Origin of the sequence: Paenibacillus sp. FSL R5-0470 (assembly GCF_037975205.1) — a bacterium.
Classification (GTDB): Bacteria; Bacillota; Bacilli; order Paenibacillales; family Paenibacillaceae; genus Paenibacillus_AQ.
In genome coordinates this window covers 1101144-1125755 of sequence record NZ_CP150238.1, presented here as the reverse complement: position 1 = coordinate 1125755, position 24612 = coordinate 1101144, and the positions used below count along the sequence as shown (strand labels likewise).

Here is a 24612-nt window from a genome sequence, read left to right as displayed (position 1 = left end):
AATAAGGTAGTCTTGTCCTATTATGAAGTTCTGGAGGCTTTTGTCATGTCTGATAACACATCCTATACGACTGAGGAAATTGCCCGTTTACTGAAGATCTCGAAATTAAAAGTATATGATCTGATTAAAAAAGGGGAGCTTCCCTCCTACCGTGTAGGAAAACAGATGCGTGTGGATCAATCCGATTTAGAAGCCTACAAACAGAATGCTCGAAGTGGCATGACCCTATCGACATCGCCGCTGACTTTTGCTGGAGCAAATCTAACACAAGTTGCCACACATTCTGGCCAATTTAATAGTAAAGCTACAGGGCACAGCCTCGTGATTACGGGTCAGGATATGTCACTCGATATTCTGGCCACCTATTTGGAGCGTTGCCTGCCCACTGAGCGCCCTCTTCGTTCTTACGCTGGCAGTCTAGATAGTCTGATTGCCATGTATCAGGGCGAGTCGGACATCGTCAGTACGCATCTGCTCGACGGGGATACTGGAGAATATAACCTTCCCTATATTCGTAAAATCCTTGTAGGCTTCTCTTATGTTGTAGTTCGTCTGTTGACCCGAAGTGCAGGATTGTATGTTCAAAAGGGAAATCCTAAAGGTCTTCATGAATGGTCTCATCTGCAAAAGGATGGACTTACACTGATTAATAGAGAACGAGGCGCTGGTGCACGTGTGTTATTGGATGAGCAACTCCGATTGCACGGCATTCCTGCCGCAAGTCTATCTGGATATGCGCAGGAGGAGAATAGTCATTTGGCAGTCGCTGGTAAAGTGGCACGAGGAGAAGCCGATGTGGCCATCGGTACCGAGAAGGCTGCTCAGATTGTCGACGGCGTTGATTTCATTCCCTTGATTCAGGAGTATTATGATCTAGTGATGCTCAAGAAATCGGGAAATGAGCACTGGATCACCACCGTGATTGATATTTTACGCTCGCCAGCCTTTCAAAGTGAGCTTGGGTCCATTCACGGATATGATCTCACGGAAACCGGGACGATTATTTACGAAACCTGATAGTCACAGGCTTGCTTCTTATTAAAGAGGTTTTGTTTTAACGGTGCTTTTCTAAAGAAAAAAACCTAGTCCATCCCAGGTTACTCCTGGATGGGCTAGGTTTTTTTAAATTTATCAAGATTTCCAATCGACATTCCCACTGAGGTCAGCGGAGCGATCTCTGTCGAGCATAATTAAGTACGCCGGTTCACAAACATCAACATCACAGCAGACATAACAATAATGGAGCACACCCACATCCAAGCAAGAGTCATGTTGCCGCCATCCACCGCGACATAGATCGCTGTAGGTACAGTCTGCGTGCGGCCAGGAATATTTCCAGCTACCATGATCGTTGCGCCAAATTCTCCTAAACCGCGGGCAAAACCTAGAACATACCCAGCAGCGAGTGACCGACCTGCAAGGGGCAATGTGACATAACGCAGTACCTGCAGTTCACTCGCTCCCTGCGCACGCGCCGCATCCTCAAGATCCGCTTCCACGCCTTCAAAGCCCGCCTTTACCGTACGGTAAACGAGAGGAAAAGCTACGACAACCGCGGCCATAACCGCAGCCCCCCATGTAAAAAGGATCGTATGCTCCGTCATTTGTTCATACCATCTGCCAATCCAGCTGCGACGACCTAAGACGACCAATAACACAAATCCGACAACTGTCGGCGGCAATACGAGAGGAAGTAGCATTACAGTCTCAACCAAGCTATAACCAGGAAATTTCCGACCCGCCATAGCCTTGGCCGCGGCCGTTGCAAGAATAAATACAATGATGCTGGTAATTACTGAAATTTTAACGGAAAGCCATACCGGGGCGAAGAAATCAGTCCAATTTATTTCCATCCTTATTCACCCCGCTTCTACTCATGATTTCTTATTTAAGGAAGCAAGAAGCCATAGCTTGCAAAAATATCACTAGCCTCTTTGCTTTGAAGATAATTGTAAAATTCTTTAGCTTCCTTCTGATTCTTCGAATCCTTCACGATTCCCGCCGGATAATTAATGGCTTTGTGAACATGCGGGCCTACAGTAAGGGCGATCTTCGTCTTTTTTGAAGTCAATGCATCTGTCTTATATACAAAGCCTGCATCGACATTCCCCGTTTCGACGTAAGACAGAACCTGACGTACATCCTTCGCAAATACAAGTTTGTTTTGCAGCGTATCCCATACCTTCTTCGCAGTTAACGATTGCTGAGCATATTGGCCAGCGGGCACAGATTCAGGCTGCCCTACCGCTACCTTCTTAAAGGATTTATCCGTAAGTTGAGTGATTGTATTTAATGAAGCTTTTGAATTCGAAGGTACGACTAGAACCAACTGATTCTTAAGCAGAACCTTATGGTCAGAGATCAGTCCAGCATCCACTAACGCATTCATCTGTTTATCCCCTGCAGAGAAGAACAGATCAGCCGGAGCACCCTGCTCAATCTGCTTCTGTAATGTGCCAGATGCAGCATAATTAAAGACCAAATCAATATCGGGATGCTTCTTCTCATAGAGAAGCGCCATTTTATCTAAGCTATCTTGCAAGCTGGCTGCAGCGGATACTATAATCTCTGTCTTCTTGGCGGCTGCCTCTACCTCCAACCCTGCGCCCGCAGATAAATTCACAACCAAAAAAATTGCTAATACACCAAAGATCCTGACTGACCATTTCTTAAACATTTCCATTCCTCCCATTTTCACATGTATATATGTAGATGCTATTCTAGCATACGTTTTTTCGATTTTCTATAGATTGAGTTGTGTTTGGATATGTTTAGTTATATATTGTTATAATTAGATAGTTAGAAATGAGTATCTTGGACTTACTCGCAAAAAAAGGATGCCACCGGCAACCATTTAAATGGTTGCTCAAGCACCCCATCTTTCGAATTGAACGAAGGTCAAATGAGCGTATCACTATTTATAGTGCGAACTCCATTTTTCCAACTGCTGCCTGATTACTTCACGGTAATAGTACGGTTCAATGATTTCCGCTTCCTCTTCGAATCTCTTAATCCAGCGGACAAATCCTATATCTTGTTCCACGGCAACCTTAAAGTGAAAACATCTAGATTGACGATCCACTTTACTTGGCTTAAAAGGCAATTCGTCCTTCTTAATTCCTTCCATTACCCGTTCCGAGAATTTCACTTTGAATTCTACCTGTAAACTATCCCTATCGAGTGACCATTTCTGCTTCATAAAGGCTTGCACATCAAACGCTTCCTTCGAAAAAAAACGATTTAATGGCTTCACATTAGAAAAATCGTTGATATGATATGTACGAATAACACCCTGACGATGACAAAATCCAATGAGATGAAAACGACTTTCCAGCGGGACCAGACAATAAGGATCAATGGTGATCCCTTTCTCTTCTAATGCATTCTCACTATAATTCGCTTGAATACTCTTTTGCTTTAATAAAGCCTCCAGGATCGGAGTAAGAAATGAGTGTTGTTCCATATGCGAACTGTTTCTTTCTGCCCACCCCACCCCTACTTCTCTTCTTGCACGTTCTATTGTTTCTTCTCTCTCCGCCTTACGTTTATATTCAGCTGCGACTACTTTTTCATACGCGCTTTCAAAATCTATGGGTAATGCTGGTTTTATATCTTCCATAATATAGCGTAATTGCGAAAACGCGTTTGCTTCTTCTTCCGACCAATCCAAGGGATAGAGTGCAAAATTCCCAATAAAAGCATAACCTTTTCCATGCCCCAGGTGGGTTATGGGAATATGCATGGCGCTAAGCGCGTCCATATCCCGGTAAATCGTTCTCTCGCTGTTGCCGCAGCGTTCCGCCAATTCGCGGGCTAATATCCCTGGCTTGGCTTGAACAAGTGTAATAATGCGCATCAGTCGGATTAATCGGTCTGTCATATTCAGTTCCCCTTGATTTATGGTTAAATAGACCCATTATTTTATGAAAAAAAGTAAAATTGTGATAGAACTTTTTTACTATGTTACCACATTTTATATTACAATTCTTCTTATAATTTTCCGCCGAATCCGCTGAAAAATCCAATTTATGTATAGGTCTTTTTTCGCTTATGTGCATCCTCGTGCAGTGAGTCCTATATTAAATTCCACCAACGGCTTTACTTCGTTGCTGATGCTCGAACCCGATCTGTTTATACAACATTTCAGCCTCTTTAAGCAGCAAAGGATCTCCAGAGCGTACTGCGAGTAGCAACATCTTATCCGCATGTCGATTGAGCATTTCGTGAGCTTCACTATGCTGGCCTTTACTTCGTAGTGCCTCTGCTGCTTCAACCGTTTCAGCAGTCTTCAACAATTCCAGATGCTTCTCAACATAAAAGCAGCAAGTATCGCTCAGAATGCGCGTATGATGCGCGTACTCCAGCTCAAGTACCTTCACGGGGAGTTCACGAACACGCTCTACGGTTGGTTTTTTATACTTCCACTGTAGGGATAATGCTTCATATTTACCTGCTACAGAACTAGAAGTAGTGAACTCCAATCCTATGAATTTGCGTTGTCCTGTTTTTATTTTTCCAAGCTTAAGCAAGAGTGAATTCCCTTCTCCAGCCTCCATTTCACATCCATAACAGCGCTTAAAAGTTACATGTGGCTCAAGCCAAACTCGTAGTTCAATATCACGTGCAACCACTTTGTGGCTGCTTGGTCGGCTATTTTCTGAAGGCAAATTTCCTTTCCATTCGACAAGTAAAACAACATCCCGATTTCCACCTGCAAAAATACGATCTTGACCCCACGTAAATATAGGAGTAATACTTTCCATCATATTTTCCACCTCTTTCTTTTTTTGGGTCTTCTATTAATGTACCAATAATGGCGGACAACTCCATGTCATGGAATGTATGTTCGGTTCTATATTATCGACAAAAAAAGAGCCATTCTACATACTAAGTAGACTGACTCTCGCAAAAACAGCCCCTTTTGTCTGTTTATGACGAAAATTTTATGTTTTTAACTTTAACGACTCTGAAGTTTAGGCTGCACTCGCTCCCGCTTAAAAAATAGTCCCAGCGCCCATTTGGCGCAAAGCAGAGAAAATATAAAAAATAGGACTGCCCAAAATATGGCCGGCACCGATGTCATCCTTGCCAGGTTACTGGCATCTCCCGCACGAGATGGGGATACAACGGCCGCATATACGAGAAATAAACTTCCCATTACAGACTCTTCCAAGGTCAAAAAAGCTAATAACAAATAATAATATTTGCTGGCCTTTTTCCACACCACCAGCATTAAAACATTCAGCGCAATAAACCCGCCTAACCACATCATTCCGAAGCTTCCCCGCACGTACATTACCAGCATAATCAATGCTACTGTAGTAGCTAAGATAAGTCCCCAATCATGCCGTCCTTTACTGTAGAGATAGAAGAGCAGCAATGCGAATAAGGAAGCCAGCACATACCCGGATAGCGACACCAGTATCGCTCTGCCTCCATCTTGAATTGCTGAATAGGTGACCCCACTATGATTCGCGTATAGCTCAATCCGCAGCACACTGCCAGACAGCAGTAAAGTCACCAGCGCATGACCAAATTCATGAATCATCGTGTCCAAATTCCGAAACAAAGATGAGAATGGAATCAACCTCGTCAAAAAAGCAGATCCGACCAAAAATAACATTGTCTTAAGCCATTTATTCATTCCGCAGCAGCCCCTTTCCGTCCAAAGTATACGATAAATAGTCCCTCTTCTCAATCATGTTGAGCACAGCCAAATCGTTCTTTACAAGGAAGTGTAACCTCACTTCAAACAGGCAAATAATACTGACCCAAGAAGCCCTATTCACGTTTAGCGTACGCTGTCAGAAGCTGTCAAGCTGTGTTAAAATAAAAGAAATACAAGCCTAAATTGGGTGGTGATTATATAGATGAAACAACGTAAATACCGTAAATATCTACAACTGTTATGTTCGCTCCTGCTTCTGCTGACTCTTTCCATATCTCTTCCGGCCCCAGTAGCACAAGCCAATATATTCAGTGATATCTATAATGGATTCAAAAGCTTCTCTGAGCTTCCAAATGAAGTCAATGAATTGAAAGAAGGATTTCAGCAGACAGCTGAAGAGCTACAACAGGCGAAGGATAAGCTTACGAATACCATGCAGGAAATGGAGGCCTACCGGACACAGAACGAAGCCCTGCAGGAGCAAAATCGCCAACTAACGCAGATGGTTGATGAGTTGCAAAATGACCGGACGGCACGCGAAGAATATTATCATAAAATCAAAGTGACTATTTTTACAGGGATCGGTCTAATTCTGGGGTATTTTATACTCATCCGTATTGTTCGTTTCAGCATGCTTCACCGTTCTAGAAAAGGAGACCGCCTGCGCTAATCTTGAACATTCAGTAAAGATCACGTCTACAGCATGAGGGAGATGAAATATGAACATCGATGTCCAAGATGAAAGCGACAGCGGGAGCGGACAAGCCGTAGCCTTCACCCTTGGGGAGAAGGAAGAGGTTCATGTGCTGCACCCACAACAAATTATCGCTTATCAAGGGCCTGCCACTGGACGGGCAGACAGATTTATGGATGTAAAGGGCATCTATCGCAAGCGAAAACTGATTCGTTCGGATATGTCTGGCCCTTGCCATTTTGTCGCCGCCCTTCCACCAGGTTATCGGGTAAAGATTCTGCAGCTTGATGGAAAGAGCGATTTATTGTACGACTTTAAACATCTCTTCTTCTACAGCAAGGGAGTTACGATGGATACACGAGTGCTAAGTATGAAGAATGTGCTCGTTACACGAGATATTGTGAAAGTGAAATTTACGGGTAACGGCATCATTGGTATATTGACTGAAGGTACGGTATGTGAAGCTGAGCTTCATCCTTACAATCCGCTCTATGTGGATGCAGGCAGCATTATTGCCTATCCTGAGAATGCGAAGCTGGAGCTTACCGTTTACGGCAACCATTTAGCTAGCCAGCATATGAGTTATCATTGGAAGATGACGGGCCACGGCCCTGTGTTGTTTCAAGCCGGACGCCAGAATCGCCGATTTGAAAGAGATAATAACGATGATGGAATTATTAAACGATTTCTGCGCGAAGCCGTGCCATTTGGTGGAGTATTTATTAAATAGAATGCTTCAAAAAAAAGAGCGCCATGCGTTAACCATACGCAGGCGCTCTTTGTGTATTCTATCCCTATAAGGATGTTGTCTTAGCCGATAAAGGCATTCAGCATCCAAGCATGTTTCTCAATGCTGCTTCTGATGCCAATCAGCAGATCCGCAGTTGGTTGATCGCTCAATTCTTCAGCAGTAGCAATTGCATCTTGCAGTTCTTTAGCAACAGTCTTAAAGTCTCTCACGAGCTCAAGTACCATACCTTTAGCATCTTCGCCGCCGCGAGCTTCTTGTAAGTCGGACAATTCAAGATATTGCTTCATTGTGGAGGCTGGTTGTCCACCAATAGAAAGCAAACGCTCAGCCAAATCATCTGCATAACCCGCAGCTTCATTGTATAGCTCTTCAAACTTCTCATGCAGTGTGAAGAATTGAGATCCGCTAACATACCAGTGATAATGATGAAGCTTTACCCCGAGCAGGAACCAGTTCGCAGTTTGGCGGTTCAAAGCAGCTTGCAGTTCAGTATGGTTCTTTAATTGTGTTGTCATTAATAAAACCTCCTATGGTTCATTTATTATAATTGTATTTAGACTCGTTCTAAATCTATATACAATTTAACACACTCTTTCGTGTTTTGCAACTATTCTGGAGATTATATGTTGTGCCGATTCTAGCACAGCTTATGTTATAAAGCCTATTATGTGTGTCACACTTTGGTAAAAGAGTCTCTTCTCTAGATTAAAGAAACATCCTCCTCCGCGGTCTTTCCTTTCCTGCTGCGGAAGAAAGCCCTCATCTCATCACGCTTACTTTTCGGACTTAGGACATACACAGTATCCCCAGGCTCAATAACAGTACTTCCATGCGGAGTGACAATCTTTTTATTGCGGATAATTGCCGTAAATAAGATATCATCTGGCAGACCTATTTCTGAAATCATCTGTCCAGCAATGGGCATATAAGGGTTAATTCCAATATGGTTAAACTCCGAGTCTGTCTTGCCAAGAGCAACCAGCTCCATCAGGGAAGGCTGATCTGAATCTTCTTGCCCCACAAGCTTCAATCGGGATGCTAGCGGGGAAATACTAGTTCCCTGAATCACCGCCGAGGTCAGTACGACAAAGAACACAACATTAAAGAATAGTCGTCCGTGAGACAGATCAGCCAGCAGCGGATAAGTTGCTAACACAATCGGAACGGCTCCACGAAGTCCGGCCCAAGAAATCAAAGTCTTCTCGCGGATCGTAAATTTGGAAAAGTGCAGGCTTATAAATACACCGATTGGTCTAGCTACAACCATCAGAATGACGGATAACAAGATACCTTGCCATGCCACTTCCGCCAGCTCCTGTGGAAATACTAACAAACCAAGCAGTATGAACATAAATATTTGCATCATCCAAGCAAAACCATGACTAAAATTCATAATGGTACGGTGATACATTAGCTCGGAATTCCCAAGCGTAAGGCCCATAACATAAACAGCCAGCAGCCCGCTGCTATGTACCCATGCTGATAAACCATAGGTCAGAACAGCAAAGCCAATCGCCATTACTGGATAAAGACCTGTAGAATCCAGGTTAATTCGATTGATACAGAAAACTGCGATCTTCCCCAGCACAAAACCCAGTACTAAGCCAATGCCCATCTCCCATATAAAAGACAACAGCAGCCCCCATATCGCCATATCCGGATGCTGTATCCATTCGATTAGCGAGACTGTCAAGAATACCGCCATTGGATCGTTGCTTCCTGATTCTGCTTCTAACGTCGAGGTCAGACGTTTATCAATGTTCTTACCGCCAAGTACCGAGAAGACTGCAGCCGCATCTGTCGATCCAACGATCGCTCCAAACAGAAAGCTTTCTGGCCATGACACATCAAGGATCAGCTTAGCGAATACCCCTACAATGGCTGTCGTCATGATTACGCCTACCGTTGATAAGGATAATGCCGGCCGAATAACAGGTTTAATATCCTTAATATTCGTCTGCATGCCACCTTCGAATAATATGACAACCAATGCGAAGATCCCGGCCATTTGCGTTAAGGAAGCATTGTTAAAAAAAACAAATTGGCTTAGCACCATCCCCGCAGCAAGAAACAGCACTAAAGCTGGCATTCCAAATTTAGTGGAGAACTTGGTGGAAAATACGCCTACAAGCAGGAGTGCTGCCAGTAATAATATAATATTATCTGCAAGTTGGGACACCGATTATTCACTTCCCTTTCTCTTCTAGCTTTAAAATATAAGAAGCTTCCTTATTTATGTACTTTATTACCCTTTTCGATATCCTTTTGAGACATTGAATAATATAAACAAGATTGGAGATTTCATTCCCCGGGCCTTATACTTTATGTAAATGCTTTCTCCCCATCGTGTGTACATATAGGAGGTTGAATGTTATGCAATTGAGATTAATTAAACCTGCGGAGCTAGACCAAGCGGCTCTGCTCGCAGATTCTGTCTTTCGTGAACCGGGTGCCACTTCAATGAAAGAACTGTTTCCACTTATTTTCCGTCCTGGGCTCAGTCATTCCTACGCGGCTATTACCGATGACGGAACGGTTGCTGCTTTCATGGGGCTCGTACCCTCCACGATCAAGACTGGAGATGCTTTCCTGAATGTATTCTCCATAGGTGCTGTCTGCACCGATCCCGCTTTTCGGGGCCAAGGACTGGCGGGCCAACTTCTACAGCTATGCCAGAGTCACGCTGCCGAGGCCGAGGCAGCGCTGATTTTTGTCTCGGGTGATCGTTCGCTATACACCCGAGCTGGGTGCGTACCGTTCGGAGGTACGCAATTTGCCGAGCTGAACGCAAGCTCAGCTCAGGCTCTTGCAGCCGCAGCAGGAGAAGAATGGATGCTGCGGCCAATGCAGCCGGGCGACTTCTTCGCCGTCTACCGGCTGCTCAATGAACGCGAAGCCGGACATGTATATAGTCCGGGTGAGCTGGCGCTGCTGCTGGGGACCGAGGCTTACGCGGGTGTGATGGGCTTAGCCCAGCGCACACTCGTAGCCGTTCGGGACGGCAGCATCGAGGGGTTCGCCGCGGTGGCTGTGCCCGCGGAGGCGGACGTGCCAGCGCCGAACACGGCGACGGCGGTGGAATGGGCCGGCCAGCCGAGCGTGGTAGCGGCATTGCTGGCCAAGGCGGCCTTGTGCGGCGGCGTTGGCACGCTGCAAGTGCCTGTGCCGTGGCAGGAGCGCGGCTTGCTCGCGCTCCTGCGGGACGCCGGCGCCAGCTTAAGCGGCGGCGCGAACAGCGGGACGGTCTGCATCGCAGACCGGGAAGCGCTATTGCGGCAGACCGAAAGCTGCCGCAAGGGCCTCGACTTGTCGTCCGTGCAGGACGACAAGGAGCTGATCTCGCTGCTCTTTGATCCAGCGAGATCAGAGGATTCCGATGCTATTCCTTTGCCGTATATGTCTGGACTTCGTTTCATTTAACGGATTTAAACAAGAATAAACGGAAGCCGTCCTTTTAAGGACGGCTTCCGTTTATTGTACGATGCTCTTAATTCCGCATGGTGTCTCTGCCGTGAGCTACTTGGTGTATTTTGCAGGTTATTTAGTATGCGCTATAAATGATTATATAAATTCAAATGATACCCTTATTCTCTGGAATACACCTGCAGCTCTTGAATGGACCAATAATTCCCGCCGGATCCGGTCTGTACAATTTTGATATACCTCGTCTTTACTTTAGAAAAGGATATCTTAGTAAGCTCTTTCGTACCTTTTCCAGACGTGAGTTTGTTCCAGTTTTGAGCATCGTCAGAAATATAAACTACATAGTCTCTTGGATAATCAAAAGGTGAAAGCGTGCTGTCCAAATCTATTCTTTCAATTTCATGTGCTTCACCCAGATCAATCTGAAAATACTCTCCGGAGGCCTGATGTTTCCCCGTATCCCAGCGCGTGCGCCGATCCCCATCGATGGCCAGACTCGGAGCTGATGCTGCCGTATTCACATTTGAGGATACCTTCCATTTAGTACGATCCAGAGGAACCAGTCCGGTGGCTGTAATCTGAACTTTATCGGACAGTAAATTAGAGCCGGATACCCTTACCGCGTAGGTATATAACGTCCCTTCACGTAAATTATGATCCGTATATTCTGTAAGCTTCACATCGGTGGCTACCACCTTCATTTCCCCGCCGCTACCTTCAGCGCGAAGCAGTTCATAGCTTGCTCCTGGTGCCTCCAACCAATTTAATTTTACAGCTAAACCTTTTGTTGCTGCGGCTTTGAATCCTTTAGGGGCCAACGGCTTTACTTCAGAGGAAGGCTGCAAAATATACTGTACAGCCTCTCCTGGAGCAAGTGTCTCCGTAAAGGTTAACGTGGGAGTAGCCTTTTTGCCTGTTACATAACTTCTTGCTTTTTCATACGTATCCCCGTTTCCAAAACGTTCCCCTTCGTACACCCCGTTTTTCGGCATAGTCACATTTACACTCACGGTCTGTGGAGTAGACTCAAAGTTAACGAAATTAACCAGTACCTTATTTGAAGTCGCCCCGCTTCCAGCAAGAGGCTTCAATGTAGAAGTATCCACGGCCCGAACATATACCAGCTTGTCGGCTAACACATCTTTATTTGCAACTTGGTAAGTTAATGGAGCTCCATGTGTAGCATAGGCAAGACTGAGCCTTCTCATGATGCTGACACGTGAATCCTCATTTTCTTTTGTATAATAAATCTCTGTGGTCGCCGGATCATGCTCTTCTAAATTAAACCCGTATTTGAATAGACTGAAATCCTTAAAAAAAGCAGCATGCTGCACAAACATATCCGCATAACCAATATGCGCACGCATGATCCGGTCGAATACAGCCGCTGTCCGCTCCGTTGCCCCGTATTGGTAGGCATCCACATGGCTGTCCGAGGTACCAAATTCAGTGGTCAGCATTTTTTTGCCGAGTCCATTGTCTGCGCCAGTGAAGGTCTTCAAATTCTCAGTAAAGCTTCCTCCATTACTAAAAATATAAGAGTCGCCGTAGGAGTGTCCATTGGTCAAATCCGTAACCTTCTCCAGCTCCATACGTTGCTCTGGATCACGTTCCCAGCCATCCGGATCTCCACATTCCTTCCCGGTTCCCTTCTGATTACCACAGGAATCTTCACTGTAGCTCGGCCAATACGCCCAGCCCGGAGCAACAGTTTGTAAATGGGGCGCGATTTGCTTACCTTTTTTATTCAACCAGTCCGCAATCGCCAAATTAACTGCCTTAGAACGATTGAATAACCCTGGCTCATTATCTACCTCATAATATTGAAAATAAGGGCTATATTGTTCAAAATAATCTGTCAGCTTTTTCTCCGCATCAGCAGGCAACGATCCATCTGCCTTAAGCTTAATATCACCAGTATGCAAATACAGAGCAACCGCCTGCATGTTGTAATCCTTCAATACCTTGTAATATTCCAGCATATCTGAGCAGGATCTCCCGACATCACTGGCACAGCTGGTACGCATCACATTGCCGCTATAAGCCATCCCTAGCCATTTGATAACATAAGGCAAGTGCGTAACCGCACCTTCATCAAAGTAAAACTGCTTATTATTCACTACTGTTCCGGTCAGTGTATAGCTGCCATGAATAGGCTCGGAAATTGGAGCGTTAAGAGATTCTAAACGGAGATTATCCCAAGTCCACCAGGAATATTCGTCTTCTTTGTCACTGCAATATAAACAGCGAACCGTTTGCAGCTTCAATTCGTTCGTTCCCAGCTTCAATTGCTCCTTGGGAATGTATAATTCATAGGATTTTTGAAAGCTATATTCACTTTCTGTACCCGATACGCCCGCAATTTGAATGATCCCTGACAATTGATGATTGGAAAACACACTCATTTGTGGCACGGATTTGTAAGCATCCAGAATTCCTACGCTAAATAAGACCCCATTCTCCGGAATCTTATTTAGCTGATAGGTGATCGTTAATTCCGGCTGGGTCTTTCCATTCAAGCCTGCAGGCAAGTTCTGAAGAGCCGATGATTTGAGCGCTGAAGAAGGAACATTAAATACCTTCTTACTGCCAGAAGTGCCACTCGTAGCGAACTCAGCTGCTGAGCCATCATGTTGTCCCAGATTCCAGATCACAGTACCATCCGGTATTTCTGCTGCAACATCACTTCCTGTAGCTAATCTTGGTATATTGGCACCTACCTTATAATCGTTCGTCTTATTCGTTCCGAAAACAGAGACAGACAACAGAAACAAGACGGTTAATGCGGTGAATTTCAGTAATAACAGTAATGGTTTGTTTGCAGTTATCCTATTTTTTCTATTAGATATTCTCCTCGTTATTCCCATCCATAGGTCCTCTCTTTCTTCCGGAATGTCTAACCCTATCATTTCATTAGATTAAGGAAGGAACAATGCCCCTTGTGGAATCACCTGCTGCTTCTGGCTGGAACTCTCCCACAGCAAGCGAAGATTAGCATCTCCTTCATTCTCATAATATTCAATTTGGATATCATAAAGTGTTCCGGCTGTGAGCGGGATACTTCCTTTATGAAGGGTTGCACTTTGATTTTTCCAATTATCGATGATCAGCTTTCCGTCAATCCAGACACGGACTCCATCATCAGAGGATGCCGAAATCGTATATTTTTCACTGAATTTGGGTTTGAGCTTCCCTTTCCAGCGAACAGAAAAATGATCTTCATCTATCTCCTGTGCAGGTGACCCGCCATGCCAATTAAAATCAATCTTACGATCATCGCGGATAAGTACCGCTTCTCCCTCTAAATCAGTATTGTTATAGTATTCTCCAGTTAAACCCGCTGGGGTTACCGGGATTACCGGTGCTATCGAAGGGCCTCCTGTTGTGAGAACGTAATCCTCTCTCGATACTATAAACGAGTCATTCATAAAGCTTTTAATTGACTGTAGCGTATTATTTTCTGTCAGTAATTTTCCCCAGGTCATCATATAGACCCATTTATTTTGTTTCTCGGTTAATACTTCCGGGTTCGGCAGCTGTCCGCTCTCCCCGATTCCGATAGGTTTACCTTCAGCAAGTGCGAGCAGATCCTCATAGTAGGACTGCTTATAATCGTTATTGTAGATATCCGCAGCCAGAACATCGAGTTTATCCGCACCCGGATAATATGCAGCATAAGGATCTGCCCATTCATTCGGCGCATTTGGATTCCACACCCACAGTAGATTATTCAGTTGATGTGTGTTTACAAAACGATCATAGACAATATTCCAAAGCGCTGAAAAATTGTCCTTTTTCCCCCACCAAAACCAACCGCCGTTCATTTCATGGTAAGGTCGCCATAAGACTGGAACTCCGGCATCACGCAGCTGTCCCAAATAGCCAGCGATCTCGTCTAGATCAGAGATTAGACTCTTATACTGAGCCGTCCCAGGCGTAACATAAGCATTAAACTTCTCTTGACTGAGACTTCTGTTTACATTGGACCATTCCGGAGAAGTCCCCGGCAAACTCTGATGGAATGTCATGGCTACAATGCCACCCTCTTGATGCCACTCCATTGCACTGTCTATAACAGCTTGTCGCTGTTCTGCGATCGTCCCTTCGGGTTGATTATTAATTGCCCCCAATTCATAACCATGTAGAACGGCATTTTGTCCCGATGTATTCTTCAGCTTATGAACCAGTTCATCTGGACTTTCTAGATAATCATGCTGGCCAGACAGGATTCCTTTGCCACGTAGATTCACCAAATTACTCAGCAGTTGCTTGGCTTCTTCAGAAGCTGATGGATTGCTTGGTATAGCCAGAGGAAGAGCGGAAGAAACACTCATAGCCTTCGGAAGACTCTTAACCTCTCCCAAAGGCAGCAAGGAAAAAATAATAAACACCGGTAATATAGTAAACAACAATCTGTTTTGCTTATAATATTTACGCAAATAAATCCTCCTTTCGGTAGCTGTACTGCCTCCACAGGTGCTAAACAAACATACCTGTTATCGGACAATCGTCTTCTGACCTAATGAGGACTATAGCTTAGTAGCTCTGCAATAACGCAGAGCCACTAAGGATCGACCTTTAATTTTCATCAATCAGGAGACATCCGGAAGATAAAGTGCACTTGCTGGAACTGTCTCTTTAGCTTGACTAGCACTTTCCCACATCAAGCGGACTCTCGCATCGCCTTCATTTTCGTAATACTCCACCTTGATATCATATAGCTGGCCAGCCTTCAGCGTTATATTACCCTTACGCTCAGTACCACTTTGCTTAGTCCAACTATCAATCACGGATTGCCCATTCACCCACACACGGATGCCATCATCTGAGGTAGTGTAAAATGTATATTGCTCATCATATAATGGCTTAATTTTACCGCTCCAACGTATGGAGAAACGATCAATCCCAAGGGCGGCATCCGGCGATCCTTGCCGCCAATTGAAATCGATAATTGCATCAGTTCTAGTAAGAGCTGCTGTTCCCGATAGCTGTATGTTGTTGTAATATTCTCCTGCAAGCCCCTTCGCAAGAGGAATGGCTGCCTCACCCTCTTCTTCGGGAGGTGCCGGCGCTGGTGCAGCGCTAGGTGTCGGTGCCAGACCAGTATTTAATTTATCTCTGGTCAGGGTATAGTTGCTATTCATAAATGTTTTAATTGTATCTGCACTGTTATTCTCGTAAAGCATTTTTCCCCAGCTCATCATATACGTCCATTTACTTTGTGATTGCTGAAGCTTCTCCAGATTAGGCATTTCACCATTCTCCCCGATCGCAATCGGTTTGCCTGCGGCTAGACTCAACAAGCTGTCATAGTATTTTTGCTGGTAATCATTTTCGTATATATCTGCTGCCAGAATATCTACTTTATCAGCACCTGGATAAGTTAGCGCATAAGGATCTGACCAAACATTGGGAGCATTCGGACTCCATACCCATAACAAATTATTTAATTTATGAACGTTAACAAAACGGTCATACATAATATTCCAAAGTTTAGAAAAGTTATTTTTCTTCCCCCACCAGAACCAGTTCCCGTTCATTTCATGATAGGGTCTCCAAAGCACCGGAACATTGGCATCGCGCAAGCTTTTTAGGGAGACTGCCACCTTATCAAGTTCAGCGATCAGATTGTTATATTGCTTGGTACCCGGTGTAACGTAACTATCGAACTCATTCTGACTAAGTGTTTTTTTTACATTATCCCAGTCATAAGAGGTGCCCGGCAGGTTAGCATGAAAAGTCATAGCTACGATCCCGCCCGCTTTATTCCAGTTGATGGCGCTGTTCACCACATTTTGACGCTGCCAGGCCATCGTTCCTTCTGACTGACCGCTGATCGCGCCCAGTTCATAACCGTGAAGAGCGGCATATTGTCCGCTGGTTCCCTTCAGCATATTGTTAATTTCATCTGGACTTTCTAAATAGTCATGTTGACCAGCAATAATACCTTTTCCTGAGATCGAGTAAAAATAGTTAAGCAGCTTTACGGCTTCAAGTGAGGCTCCTGGGGTAACTGGCGTTCCAGAATTTGAAGCAGCTATGACAACAGACGGCGAAATTCCAACAGTAAGCGGAAGTGCAGTCAGAAACAAGACGAGTGACAGAAATGCGCCAAATAATCGATACGTACGGTAAGCTTTCAAAATAATCTCCCTTTCGGTAGCCAGGCTGCCACTCTTTCGAAGGCCCTATAGCTTTGCGTCCCTACCTTTCGATAGGTTTGCCTTTTCAATTTAAGAGAAATAATCTCTCTTACCGTAAGTATCGACGACAATTAATGATATATTTAGTGTTTTTATGACTTTTTTTGATAATTGAGTCAATTTACCTGTTTCAAGAAATTATGGATTGGTTAAATAGATAGGTTAGACCTATGAAATGAATTGTTGTAGTTCTATATCATTCCAGTCTAAAGTAATACGAATGTTATCTTCTTCTACTAATTCAGAACCCGTCTGTACCTCTATAAACTCGACATCCGTCAAAGCAAGGATCGCGTGCTTCGTTCCTTCCGGTATACGTACTACGTCCCCAGCCTTCACATTATGTTTTTTCTCATTCAGCACAATACTTGCTTCGCCGCTGACGATTGTCCAAATTTCACTACGCTTGCGATGTAATTGATAGCTGATATTATTCCCCTCGGATATAAAAATCCGTTTGGTCAGCACTTCATTGCCTTCATCATATTTCACATAATCAATAACTTTGTAATGGCCCCAGCGGCGTTCCTCGTACATCGGTCTTTGTTCAAAGGTCTTCAGCACTTCTTTAATCCGTGGGCTCTCAGCTTTATGGGTAACTAGAATCCCATCCGGGCTAGCCGCAATGATCAGATCCTTCGCACCAATTACCGTAATCGGAATATCCAGCTCATTAATCAAGCAAGTCCCCTCAGAATCCACCGTTACAAAACCTTTTCCTACATGCTTGCTGCTCATTTCCTCTGTCAGCGTATTCCACGTTCCAAGGTCCTTCCAGAATCCATCATACGGCTGCACCACAATATGTTCTTCTTTCTCCACCACTTCATAATCAAAGCTGATGGAAGACAATAGCTTATACTGCTTCTGCAATTCTTCATATCCTAAAGGCAACCCTTTACGCTGCAAAATATCTAACAAGTACCCTAAGCGGAAGGCAAACACTCCACAATTCCACAATGCATTTTGCTCGATGAGCTGTTCTGCTTGTATACGGTCTGGTTTCTCTTGAAAGTGACTCACCTTCATAAAACCATTTCCCCCCGCCTCTTCGGTGGTAGGAATAATATATCCGTATTTCTCTGAGGCATGTTCAGGAACAACACCCATTAGTGCCAGATTTGCTCCACTTTCCAGCATGGTCCCCTCAAGCATAGCTATGGTATCGAAAAAGGATGCTTCTACATAAGGGTCAACAGGCAATATTGCTACCGTTTCCGCTGGAGAAACACCTGCCACTGAATAAAGATAGGTAGCTGTTAAGGCGATAGCCGGAAAAGTATCCCGACGCTCCGGTTCAACGATAATCGGCACATGACTTCCCAGTTGGCTTTGTATCATTTCTACTTGGCCGCGGCCGGTGGCCAGATAAGATGATTCTGCCATCCCTGCTTCCTCCAGCTGTCTCCAGACACGTTGTACCATGGATTCTGGTTCACCTTGAGGGCTTTCAAGTACCTTTAGAAATTGCTTTGAACGTGAGTCGTTGGACAACGGCCATAACCGTTTACCTGAACCGCCTGATAGAAGTACCATTTTCATAGAATGAACCCTCCTTGAATTATGGAAATCGAGCATATTTGAATTGTAATCAAAACGTCAGCTTCCGCTTAGCCTTATTTCGAGCGGATGCACTAAAAAAATTTGTTAGGTAGAAACCACTCCAAGGGATTTTGGACTTCCGATCGCTGTTATCCTCAGATTTCCTGATTGAACCGCTTCTCGCGGTAGAAATCCGAGGATAAAGGCGAACACTCCGTTTCTACAGTTCCAAATTCCCTTTCCGTTCTTAACCTAACCAACTTCTTCTTAATACTTGATCCGTGCGTACCGGGCTGTACCAGCCGGAAGCAAGCACGTTTTTCTAAAGATTCGCTTCTGCTCCGGGGGAGGCAGCAGCTAACGCAAGTGCAACTACAAGCGCAAGACTATCTGCTACTGCGGTATATAATCAGAGTACCTAACTTTATAAATTGCTTAGAACCTTAAAATAAGGGAACGAAGTGGCGGAGGGGAATTTTGGAACTGTAAGAGCGATAGCGTCCGCCTTTGTCTGCGGATTTCTACCGCTATCAGCGGTTAAAATCAGGAAATCTGCAGACAACAGCGGCTGGAAGTCCAAACATTCTCTGGAGTCACGGCTCATCCCTAAATAGAAAAAACACAAGTTCAATCAATATAACTTAGATTAAACCGCTCCAGCCACACTAGCAGAATAACCGCTCAATCCACCCATCTGCGGGCGGCCGACAGAATGATAAACGAGGCCGGTACCCTCGATTTGCTCCTTGGAATACACATTGCGTCCATCGATCAGCACCCCATTACGCATGCTTTTCGCCAGCTGATGCAGATCAATGTCCTTGAGTAGGCTCCAATCGGTAAGCAGGCATACGGCATCGCTGCCCTCAGCCGCTTCCTCTGGAAGATTGCACCAGCGAAGCTGCGGATGATCATATTGCTGCCTGAAATTTGTAGCTGCGATTGGATCATATAGTTTGACTGTTGCCCCCTCAGCCACCAGTGCCTCAACAATCTCTCTGGCGGGAGCTTCGCGGACATCATCAGTATTAGGCTTGAAAGCAAGCCCCCATATCCCAATCGTCGAACCGCGCAGGCTGCCAAGTGATTCATGCAGCTTGGAGATGATCATAAACCGTTGTCCCTTGTTCACTTCGACTACAGATTTCAATAATTTGAATTCGTAATCGACGTTGCCCGCAATTTGAATGAGCGCATTAGTGTCTTTCGGGAAACAGGAGCCTCCATAACCGATACCAGCCTGCAGGAAGGATGACCCGATTCTTTGGTCCATACCCATTCCTTGTGCTACCTCGGTTACATCAGCTCCCACTTTTTCACAAATATTGGCGATCTCGTTAATAAAGGAGATCTTCGTGGCCAAAAATGCATTTGAAGCATATTTGATCATTTCAGCACTGCGTATATCTGTTACAAATACATTTTCAGTGAAACCCTTATGAAGCTCGCGCATGGTTGGTTCCAGCTCTGGATTATCAAGACCAATGACAATTCTGTCGGGATGGAGGGTATCGCGAATCGCTGACCCTTCACGTAAAAACTCGGGAGCAGACACGATATCAAAAGAATGATGGGTAAACTTAGAGAGCATTTTGGAGATTTTCTCATTTGTCCCTACGGGAACTGTAGATTTAGTCATTATAATTTTGTGCCCGTCCATCGCTTTAGCGATTTCAGCAGCTGCACCCTCAATGTAAGTTAAGTCAGCTTCACCATTAGGCAGCGATGGCGTACCTACAGCAAGAATGATAATATCTGAATGCCGCACCGAATCCTGAAGATCTGCAGAAAAAGATAACCGTTCCTCACGAAGATTCAGTTCAATCAGTTCCTCGATTCCCGGCTCATAGATGGGCGATTCCATCTGTTTCAGCTTCTTAATCTTTTCCTCGTCCTTATCCACACAGATGACATGATGTCCGCCCAGTGCAAAGCACACGCCAGATACAAGACCCACATACCCAGTACCGATTACTGTCAGCTTCATACAATCATCCTCCTTTTAGAAAATTGACGTAGGCCTGCTCAACATACTGCTTGAACTTAACCATAAACGCCTGCTCATCGAATTTACGTGCATGCTCCATGATTTGATCGATATCCCAAGCGTAGGACTCTACCTCATTAATAGCCTTAAGCAGATCCTCCACTTCTTGATGCTGAAAGAACACACCATTTACATAAGGAATAATAGTATCCAGTGCCCCACCTGCTTGATAAGCAATTACCGGTCTTCCTGCAGCGTTCGCTTCCAGCGGTGTAATTCCAAAGTCCTCTTCTCCTGGAAAAATGAACGCTCTACACTGTGCCATCATTCCAGTCACTTGCTCATCTTCTAGCCGGCCCAGAAACGATACATTATCCTTAGCCATGCCTTCGAGACGCTTGCGATCTGGTCCATCCCCTACGATATAAAGCTTAAGTCCGTTACGGTTAAAAGCCTCTACGGCTAGATCAATCCGCTTGTAGGAAACAAGCCGGGAGACAATTAAATAATAGTCACCAATGGTTGAAGAGCTTGTAAACCGGGCTGTATTAATCGGTGGAAATATGACATCTGCATCCCGGTGATAATAGTTCTGAATCCTCGTCTTCACTACTGATGAATTGGCTACGAACTGATTCACATTTTTGGAAGTTCGCTGGTCCCACGTTTTGAGCTGCTGCATGTATACCTTAAGCATTTTTTTGAACAACCCGGAATTCGACTGACGTTCCATGTAGGTGTCATAATCCCATGCGAAACGCATAGGCGTATGGCAGTAACAAAGATGAAACGTATGTTTAGGAACTTGAATACTTTTCATAAAAGCACTGCTGGAACTCAGGACGATATCGAAACCGCGAAAGTCCAAATCACGGATGGCCATTGGATAAAGTGGCAGCACCCCTTTGAAATTGGTCTTTACCCCCGGAATCTTTTGCAGCCAGGAGGCACGGATATCCGCATCTTTGAGATTGTCAGTAAGGCGGCTTCCGTTAAAAACCGTTGTGTAGATTGGAGCCTCGGGATACATGTGATGAAAGACTTCCACCACTCTTTCCGCGCCGCCCATTTGGATTAAGTAATCGTGCGCTATCGCAATTTTCATGTGAATCATCCTCAAAGTTTTATGGAGCATCATCTTCAGAATTACCGCGTCATAGCATCTGTCAGGTGCCCGCCAACAAACCTTTATAGTAGTCAACGATGTCCTTGACCGTATTCTCGATAACAAAATGCTCTTTCACTCGTTTCATCCCATTGTCCGCCATCCGCCGTCTTTCCTCTGGGTGATCCAGCATCCATTTAATGGAATCTGCCAGTATCGCCGCGTCACCAGGCTCTATCAGTAGCCCTGTCTCACCTTGAACTACAATTTCTACCGGCCCGCCTTCATTGGAGGCGATCACCGGCAATCCCGCTGCCATTCCTTCAACGATCACTTGGCCAAAAGGCTCAGGAGTTACCGAAGTGTGAATCAGTAAATCAGCAGTATTCATAAGACCTTGAATATCATCCACATGCCCTAGCATGCTTACATTAGTAAGCTCGTCGTTTTTTATCTTTTGCAGCAATTCCTGCTTATAAGCCTCTTCTCCAAACAGAGCGTCTCCAGCCAGCCAGAATTTCACACGAGGTTCATTCTTAAAGCTTTTTGCGGCTTCCAGCACAATATGCTGACCCTTCCAATGCGCCAATCGACCAACTAGCAGTACGTTAAAATCCTTCTGGTCCCGCATACCGATCCCATTACCAATCGCTTTAGCGAAAGCGGAGTATACGACCAACGTTTTTTTCGAACGCGGCAGCTCTAAAGCATTCAGCGTAGAATGTGAATTTGCGATGACTCCATTGGGGAGCAGACGCGACAGCAAACGAATGCCTTTGGCAACGATTGGCTTTAAATAAGGAGCTCCAATATGATCCCGGATGTGCCAGATCAATGGAACGCCCGCTATTTTTGCAGCGATGGCTCCGTATAAAGCAGATTTTAGGGAATTGGTGTGCACGCAATCTACCTTCTCCGCTTTTAATAGCGGCGCAAGCTTGCGGCCATAAGCCAACAGCTTGAAGGCTGCAGCAGGTGCTCCCAAGTTGACAGCATTTCTCCCCCGACTTCTGATGCTCTCATCCAGCGGAATAATACGGACATCCATCCCTTTTTCACGTAGCCGTTCAGCCAGCGCACCATCCTCAGCCAGAATTACCAGTGGATCGATCTGTTCTCCAATATGGGTAAGGATGTTAAACAGGGCAACTTCTCCACCACTCCATTTAGCAGTGTGATCTATATAGGCTACTCTAAGCATTACGTGGTCACCTCCTCTCCTAAGGCTTGCAGGAACACGGATTCTACTTGATCCGTAACATGCTCCCAGGTATATCTCTCCAGTACATGCTCTCTGCATTCATCCCGGCTCGGAAGCAGCTTTCGATTGCTAAGCATATGGATCATACCTTCAGCCATGTGGTCGCTACTTGAACTCTTAAATAGCAACTCCGGCCGGAAGCCTTGCAAAATTTCCTTATTGCCGCCAATCGGTGTAGCCATCACTGGCAATCCTGAAGATAAAGCTTCAACGGTAATTAAACCAAAGCCCTCCAATGCCTGTGAGGGAACCACGAACATATCCGCTGCCTGATAATAAGAGGCTAGCTCATGATCGGGAATGTAGCCTAGCAGTCTTACCTTATTGCTTAAGCCATAGTCGGCGATCTTTTCTTCCAGTTCTCCCCGCAACGGCCCTTTACCACCAATCAGCAGAATTGCATTCGGGAAACGCTCCGCAACTTGCTTCCAGGCTTCAAGCAGCTGTAGTAGTCCCATCCGATTGACCAACCGCCGGACAGTCAGCACGGTTGTTGCTCCCTCAGGTAAATTCAAGCTTCGTCGAATCGCCAATCGATTCGTAGCGGGAATAAAACGTTCCACATTAGCTGCGCCTGGAATCACTATAATTTTGTGTAGAGGTACTCCGTGCAGCTTATGGAGAATATCGCGGAACGTCTCACTAAGCACGATGAACTTATCCGCAAGCTTATAGGCTCTATGTTCAATGGATTTGGCGATGGTTGTTTTGACCCGGTGCTTAATGCCTTGACCTTCGATTTTCATTTCTTCATTCCATGGGCCATGAAAAGTCATCACTACAGGAATCCCACGTTTCTTTGCTTCCAAGGCTGGACCAATACCATAAGGAGCAAAGTGAGTGTATAAAATATCTATACGGCCACTGCCCTCTCCCATCAGATCGGCCGCCTTACGCTGGAAAGCATCCTTACGTTTCCAGATCCCATCTTTTGGATCTCCGGCATTGTGAATAATCAATTCCTCAGGGGTAGCAGGCGTTTCTTGACTGCAAATCAGCGCATGCACCCGATTACGTGAGGAGAGTTGCTCGCAAACGGATTTGAAATACGTGTTAAGCCCACCCGGCTGTAGCGACGGCCAGCTAAGGCCTGTCGTCATAATGTTCAATCCGTCACTGTACGGCATAGCTTCTCTCTCCTTTATTCTCCTTCTCGGTCTGACTCGTCTTCGCATTGTGCTGAGTCAGCTTTCCCGATCTAATTAATTCGTAATGCTTGAAGCCGACCATGAATTCATACATGACCCAAAATACGGATACACCGAAACCTGACATTCCCTTCTTGAACAACCCGTGTAAGAAATACTTTTGCAGGAACCGGGCTGGCGGTCTTAACAGCAGATGACTGACCCGAAATCGTTTGCCCTTGGCATACGCACTTTCAGCTTCCAAGTCAGTGTACTTATTGAAACGTGCCACATGATCGTTAATACTGCGGTAACCATAATGCCAGAGGGTTCCTGTCAAACGTATGGTTCGCTCTTCAGAGACCTCGGGCATCTCGTGCACCAAGCTATTTCGAATGCCATACGCTTTGCGGTTGTAAAGGCGCACTAAATATTCGCCACGATCCAGCCATCTGCCCATAAAATCACCGATCCGGTAGATAGAATAGGCAACCGATTGATCCTTAAGCCCCGGTTTCAGTTCAAGAATACTTGCGGCCAACTCGTCGCTGACCACTTCGTCAGTATCAATAAGGAAGACCCAATCATGAACCGCGCGGTCTACTCCGAACTCCCTCTGTTTCGCATATCCGGGCCATGGGTTGACGTATACACGACAATTCAAGCTTTCGGAAAGCTGAACTGTCCCGTCTTTGCTGCCTCCGTCAATCACAATCACCTCGTCGGCGAATAACCTGCAGGATTGTATGGCCTTAGATATTCGAACTTCGTCATCCTGAGCGATGATGACAGCCGATATTGGATAATTGCCTTGGCCGCCTACCACGCTTTTTACTGAATCCATGAAGGTT

At 45.2% G+C, this 24612-nt stretch carries 20 protein-coding genes and 1 riboswitch; of the genes, 4 read left to right on the top strand and 16 right to left on the bottom strand.

The features are described from left to right. Window positions 1-45: 45 nt before the first annotated feature. Window positions 46-1017, top strand: a complete 972-nt coding sequence (locus MKY99_RS04890; protein ID WP_339269016.1) for a helix-turn-helix transcriptional regulator — start codon at window positions 46-48, stop codon at window positions 1015-1017. A 173-nt stretch (window positions 1018-1190) separates the two neighbouring features. On the opposite strand, the gene modB is transcribed toward MKY99_RS04890, so the two are convergent. The 5 genes from modB to MKY99_RS04865 all read right to left on the bottom strand — a co-directional run bounded on the left by modB (window position 1191) and on the right by MKY99_RS04865 (window position 5644). After that, complete coding sequence (modB, locus tag MKY99_RS04885; protein WP_339269014.1) at window positions 1191-1853, bottom strand: molybdate ABC transporter permease subunit; 663 nt, start codon at window positions 1851-1853, stop codon at window positions 1191-1193. 35 nt (window positions 1854-1888) lie between these two features. After that, on the bottom strand, window positions 1889-2677 hold the full coding sequence (modA, locus tag MKY99_RS04880) for a molybdate ABC transporter substrate-binding protein (RefSeq protein WP_042185209.1): 789 nt from the start codon (window positions 2675-2677) through the stop codon (window positions 1889-1891). A gap of 237 nt (window positions 2678-2914) precedes the next feature. Then, complete coding sequence (locus tag MKY99_RS04875; protein ID WP_339269012.1) at window positions 2915-3880, bottom strand: WYL domain-containing protein; 966 nt, start codon at window positions 3878-3880, stop codon at window positions 2915-2917. A gap of 199 nt (window positions 3881-4079) precedes the next feature. Next, window positions 4080-4766, bottom strand: coding sequence for a hypothetical protein (locus tag MKY99_RS04870; protein WP_042185207.1), 687 nt, complete (start codon window positions 4764-4766; stop codon window positions 4080-4082). 191 nt (window positions 4767-4957) lie between these two features. Continuing rightward, window positions 4958-5644 (bottom strand): M50 family metallopeptidase, encoded by a 687-nt coding sequence (locus MKY99_RS04865; RefSeq protein ID WP_076283905.1) that lies wholly within the window; start codon window positions 5642-5644, stop codon window positions 4958-4960. 226 nt (window positions 5645-5870) lie between these two features. Here MKY99_RS04865 and MKY99_RS04860 point away from each other — a divergent pair, with 226 nt between their 5' ends. Further along, complete coding sequence (locus tag MKY99_RS04860) at window positions 5871-6338, top strand: hypothetical protein (RefSeq protein ID WP_042185202.1); 468 nt, start codon at window positions 5871-5873, stop codon at window positions 6336-6338. Between the two features lie 49 nt (window positions 6339-6387). Then, a complete protein-coding gene (locus MKY99_RS04855) occupies window positions 6388-7092 on the top strand; it encodes an AIM24 family protein (RefSeq protein WP_042185200.1) in 705 nt (234 codons plus the stop codon). Window positions 7093-7172: 80 nt separating this feature from the next. Here the strand turns inward: MKY99_RS04855 and MKY99_RS04850 are convergent, their stop codons facing one another. Continuing rightward, window positions 7173-7628 (bottom strand): Dps family protein, encoded by a 456-nt coding sequence (locus tag MKY99_RS04850; RefSeq protein WP_042185198.1) that lies wholly within the window; start codon window positions 7626-7628, stop codon window positions 7173-7175. Window positions 7629-7813: 185 nt separating this feature from the next. Then, window positions 7814-9292: a potassium/proton antiporter gene (locus tag MKY99_RS04845; RefSeq protein WP_339269010.1), complete on the bottom strand. Its 1479-nt coding sequence runs from the start codon at window positions 9290-9292 to the stop codon at window positions 7814-7816. Window positions 9293-9486: 194 nt separating this feature from the next. Between MKY99_RS04845 and MKY99_RS04840 the strand changes: the two genes are divergently transcribed. Continuing rightward, window positions 9487-10533, top strand: a complete 1047-nt coding sequence (locus MKY99_RS04840) for a GNAT family N-acetyltransferase (RefSeq protein WP_339269009.1) — start codon at window positions 9487-9489, stop codon at window positions 10531-10533. Between the two features lie 164 nt (window positions 10534-10697). Here the strand turns inward: MKY99_RS04840 and MKY99_RS04835 are convergent, their stop codons facing one another. The 9 genes from MKY99_RS04835 to MKY99_RS04795 form a co-directional block, all read right to left on the bottom strand. Beyond that, window positions 10698-13403, bottom strand: coding sequence for a discoidin domain-containing protein (locus MKY99_RS04835; RefSeq protein ID WP_339269007.1), 2706 nt, complete (start codon window positions 13401-13403; stop codon window positions 10698-10700). A gap of 51 nt (window positions 13404-13454) precedes the next feature. Further along, on the bottom strand, window positions 13455-14975 hold the full coding sequence (locus MKY99_RS04830) for a glycosyl hydrolase (protein WP_339269005.1): 1521 nt from the start codon (window positions 14973-14975) through the stop codon (window positions 13455-13457). Between the two features lie 153 nt (window positions 14976-15128). Beyond that, window positions 15129-16679 carry a glycosyl hydrolase gene (locus MKY99_RS04825; protein WP_339269003.1) on the bottom strand — a complete coding sequence of 517 codons (1551 nt, stop codon included), beginning with the start codon at window positions 16677-16679 and terminating at the stop codon, window positions 15129-15131. Window positions 16680-16691: 12 nt separating this feature from the next. Beyond that, window positions 16692-16771, bottom strand: a riboswitch (cyclic di-GMP riboswitch). 136 nt (window positions 16772-16907) lie between these two features. Then, on the bottom strand, window positions 16908-18281 hold the full coding sequence (locus tag MKY99_RS04820; protein WP_339269001.1) for a sugar phosphate nucleotidyltransferase: 1374 nt from the start codon (window positions 18279-18281) through the stop codon (window positions 16908-16910). Window positions 18282-18927: 646 nt separating this feature from the next. Then, a complete protein-coding gene (locus MKY99_RS04815; protein ID WP_076283902.1) occupies window positions 18928-20268 on the bottom strand; it encodes a UDP-glucose/GDP-mannose dehydrogenase family protein in 1341 nt (446 codons plus the stop codon). A 4-nt stretch (window positions 20269-20272) separates the two neighbouring features. Next, on the bottom strand, window positions 20273-21373 hold the full coding sequence (locus MKY99_RS04810; RefSeq protein ID WP_042185185.1) for a glycosyltransferase: 1101 nt from the start codon (window positions 21371-21373) through the stop codon (window positions 20273-20275). Between the two features lie 61 nt (window positions 21374-21434). Then, window positions 21435-22574, bottom strand: a complete 1140-nt coding sequence (locus MKY99_RS04805; protein WP_036676593.1) for a glycosyltransferase family 4 protein — start codon at window positions 22572-22574, stop codon at window positions 21435-21437. Continuing rightward, entirely contained in the window at window positions 22574-23761 is a 1188-nt protein-coding gene (locus MKY99_RS04800) for a glycosyltransferase family 4 protein (protein WP_042185181.1), read from the bottom strand. The genes MKY99_RS04805 and MKY99_RS04800 overlap by 1 nt, the downstream gene beginning before the upstream one ends. Further along, window positions 23748-24605 (bottom strand): glycosyltransferase family 2 protein, encoded by an 858-nt coding sequence (locus MKY99_RS04795; protein ID WP_339268997.1) that lies wholly within the window; start codon window positions 24603-24605, stop codon window positions 23748-23750. Before MKY99_RS04795 ends, MKY99_RS04800 begins: the two co-directional genes overlap by 14 nt. Window positions 24606-24612: the final 7 nt, after the last annotated feature.

Excerpts from the sequence above, each read along its gene's own strand:
- MKY99_RS04890 (WP_339269016.1), top strand. The coding sequence starts at position 46 with ATGTCTGATAACACATCCTATACGACTGAGGAAATTGCCCGTTTACTG.
- modB (WP_339269014.1), bottom strand. The coding sequence starts at position 1,853 with ATGGAAATAAATTGGACTGATTTCTTCGCCCCGGTATGGCTTTCCGTT.
- modA (WP_042185209.1), bottom strand. The coding sequence starts at position 2,677 with ATGTTTAAGAAATGGTCAGTCAGGATCTTTGGTGTATTAGCAATTTTT.
- MKY99_RS04875 (WP_339269012.1), bottom strand. The coding sequence starts at position 3,880 with ATGACAGACCGATTAATCCGACTGATGCGCATTATTACACTTGTTCAA.
- MKY99_RS04870 (WP_042185207.1), bottom strand. The coding sequence starts at position 4,766 with ATGATGGAAAGTATTACTCCTATATTTACGTGGGGTCAAGATCGTATT.
- MKY99_RS04865 (WP_076283905.1), bottom strand. The coding sequence starts at position 5,644 with ATGAATAAATGGCTTAAGACAATGTTATTTTTGGTCGGATCTGCTTTT.
- MKY99_RS04860 (WP_042185202.1), top strand. The coding sequence starts at position 5,871 with ATGAAACAACGTAAATACCGTAAATATCTACAACTGTTATGTTCGCTC.
- MKY99_RS04855 (WP_042185200.1), top strand. The coding sequence starts at position 6,388 with ATGAACATCGATGTCCAAGATGAAAGCGACAGCGGGAGCGGACAAGCC.
- MKY99_RS04850 (WP_042185198.1), bottom strand. The coding sequence starts at position 7,628 with ATGACAACACAATTAAAGAACCATACTGAACTGCAAGCTGCTTTGAAC.
- MKY99_RS04840 (WP_339269009.1), top strand. The coding sequence starts at position 9,487 with ATGCAATTGAGATTAATTAAACCTGCGGAGCTAGACCAAGCGGCTCTG.
- MKY99_RS04835 (WP_339269007.1), bottom strand. The coding sequence starts at position 13,403 with ATGGGAATAACGAGGAGAATATCTAATAGAAAAAATAGGATAACTGCA.
- MKY99_RS04820 (WP_339269001.1), bottom strand. The coding sequence starts at position 18,281 with ATGAAAATGGTACTTCTATCAGGCGGTTCAGGTAAACGGTTATGGCCG.
- MKY99_RS04815 (WP_076283902.1), bottom strand. The coding sequence starts at position 20,268 with ATGAAGCTGACAGTAATCGGTACTGGGTATGTGGGTCTTGTATCTGGC.
- MKY99_RS04810 (WP_042185185.1), bottom strand. The coding sequence starts at position 21,373 with ATGAAAATTGCGATAGCGCACGATTACTTAATCCAAATGGGCGGCGCG.
- MKY99_RS04805 (WP_036676593.1), bottom strand. The coding sequence starts at position 22,574 with ATGCTTAGAGTAGCCTATATAGATCACACTGCTAAATGGAGTGGTGGA.
- MKY99_RS04800 (WP_042185181.1), bottom strand. The coding sequence starts at position 23,761 with ATGCCGTACAGTGACGGATTGAACATTATGACGACAGGCCTTAGCTGG.
- MKY99_RS04795 (WP_339268997.1), bottom strand. The coding sequence starts at position 24,605 with ATGGATTCAGTAAAAAGCGTGGTAGGCGGCCAAGGCAATTATCCAATA.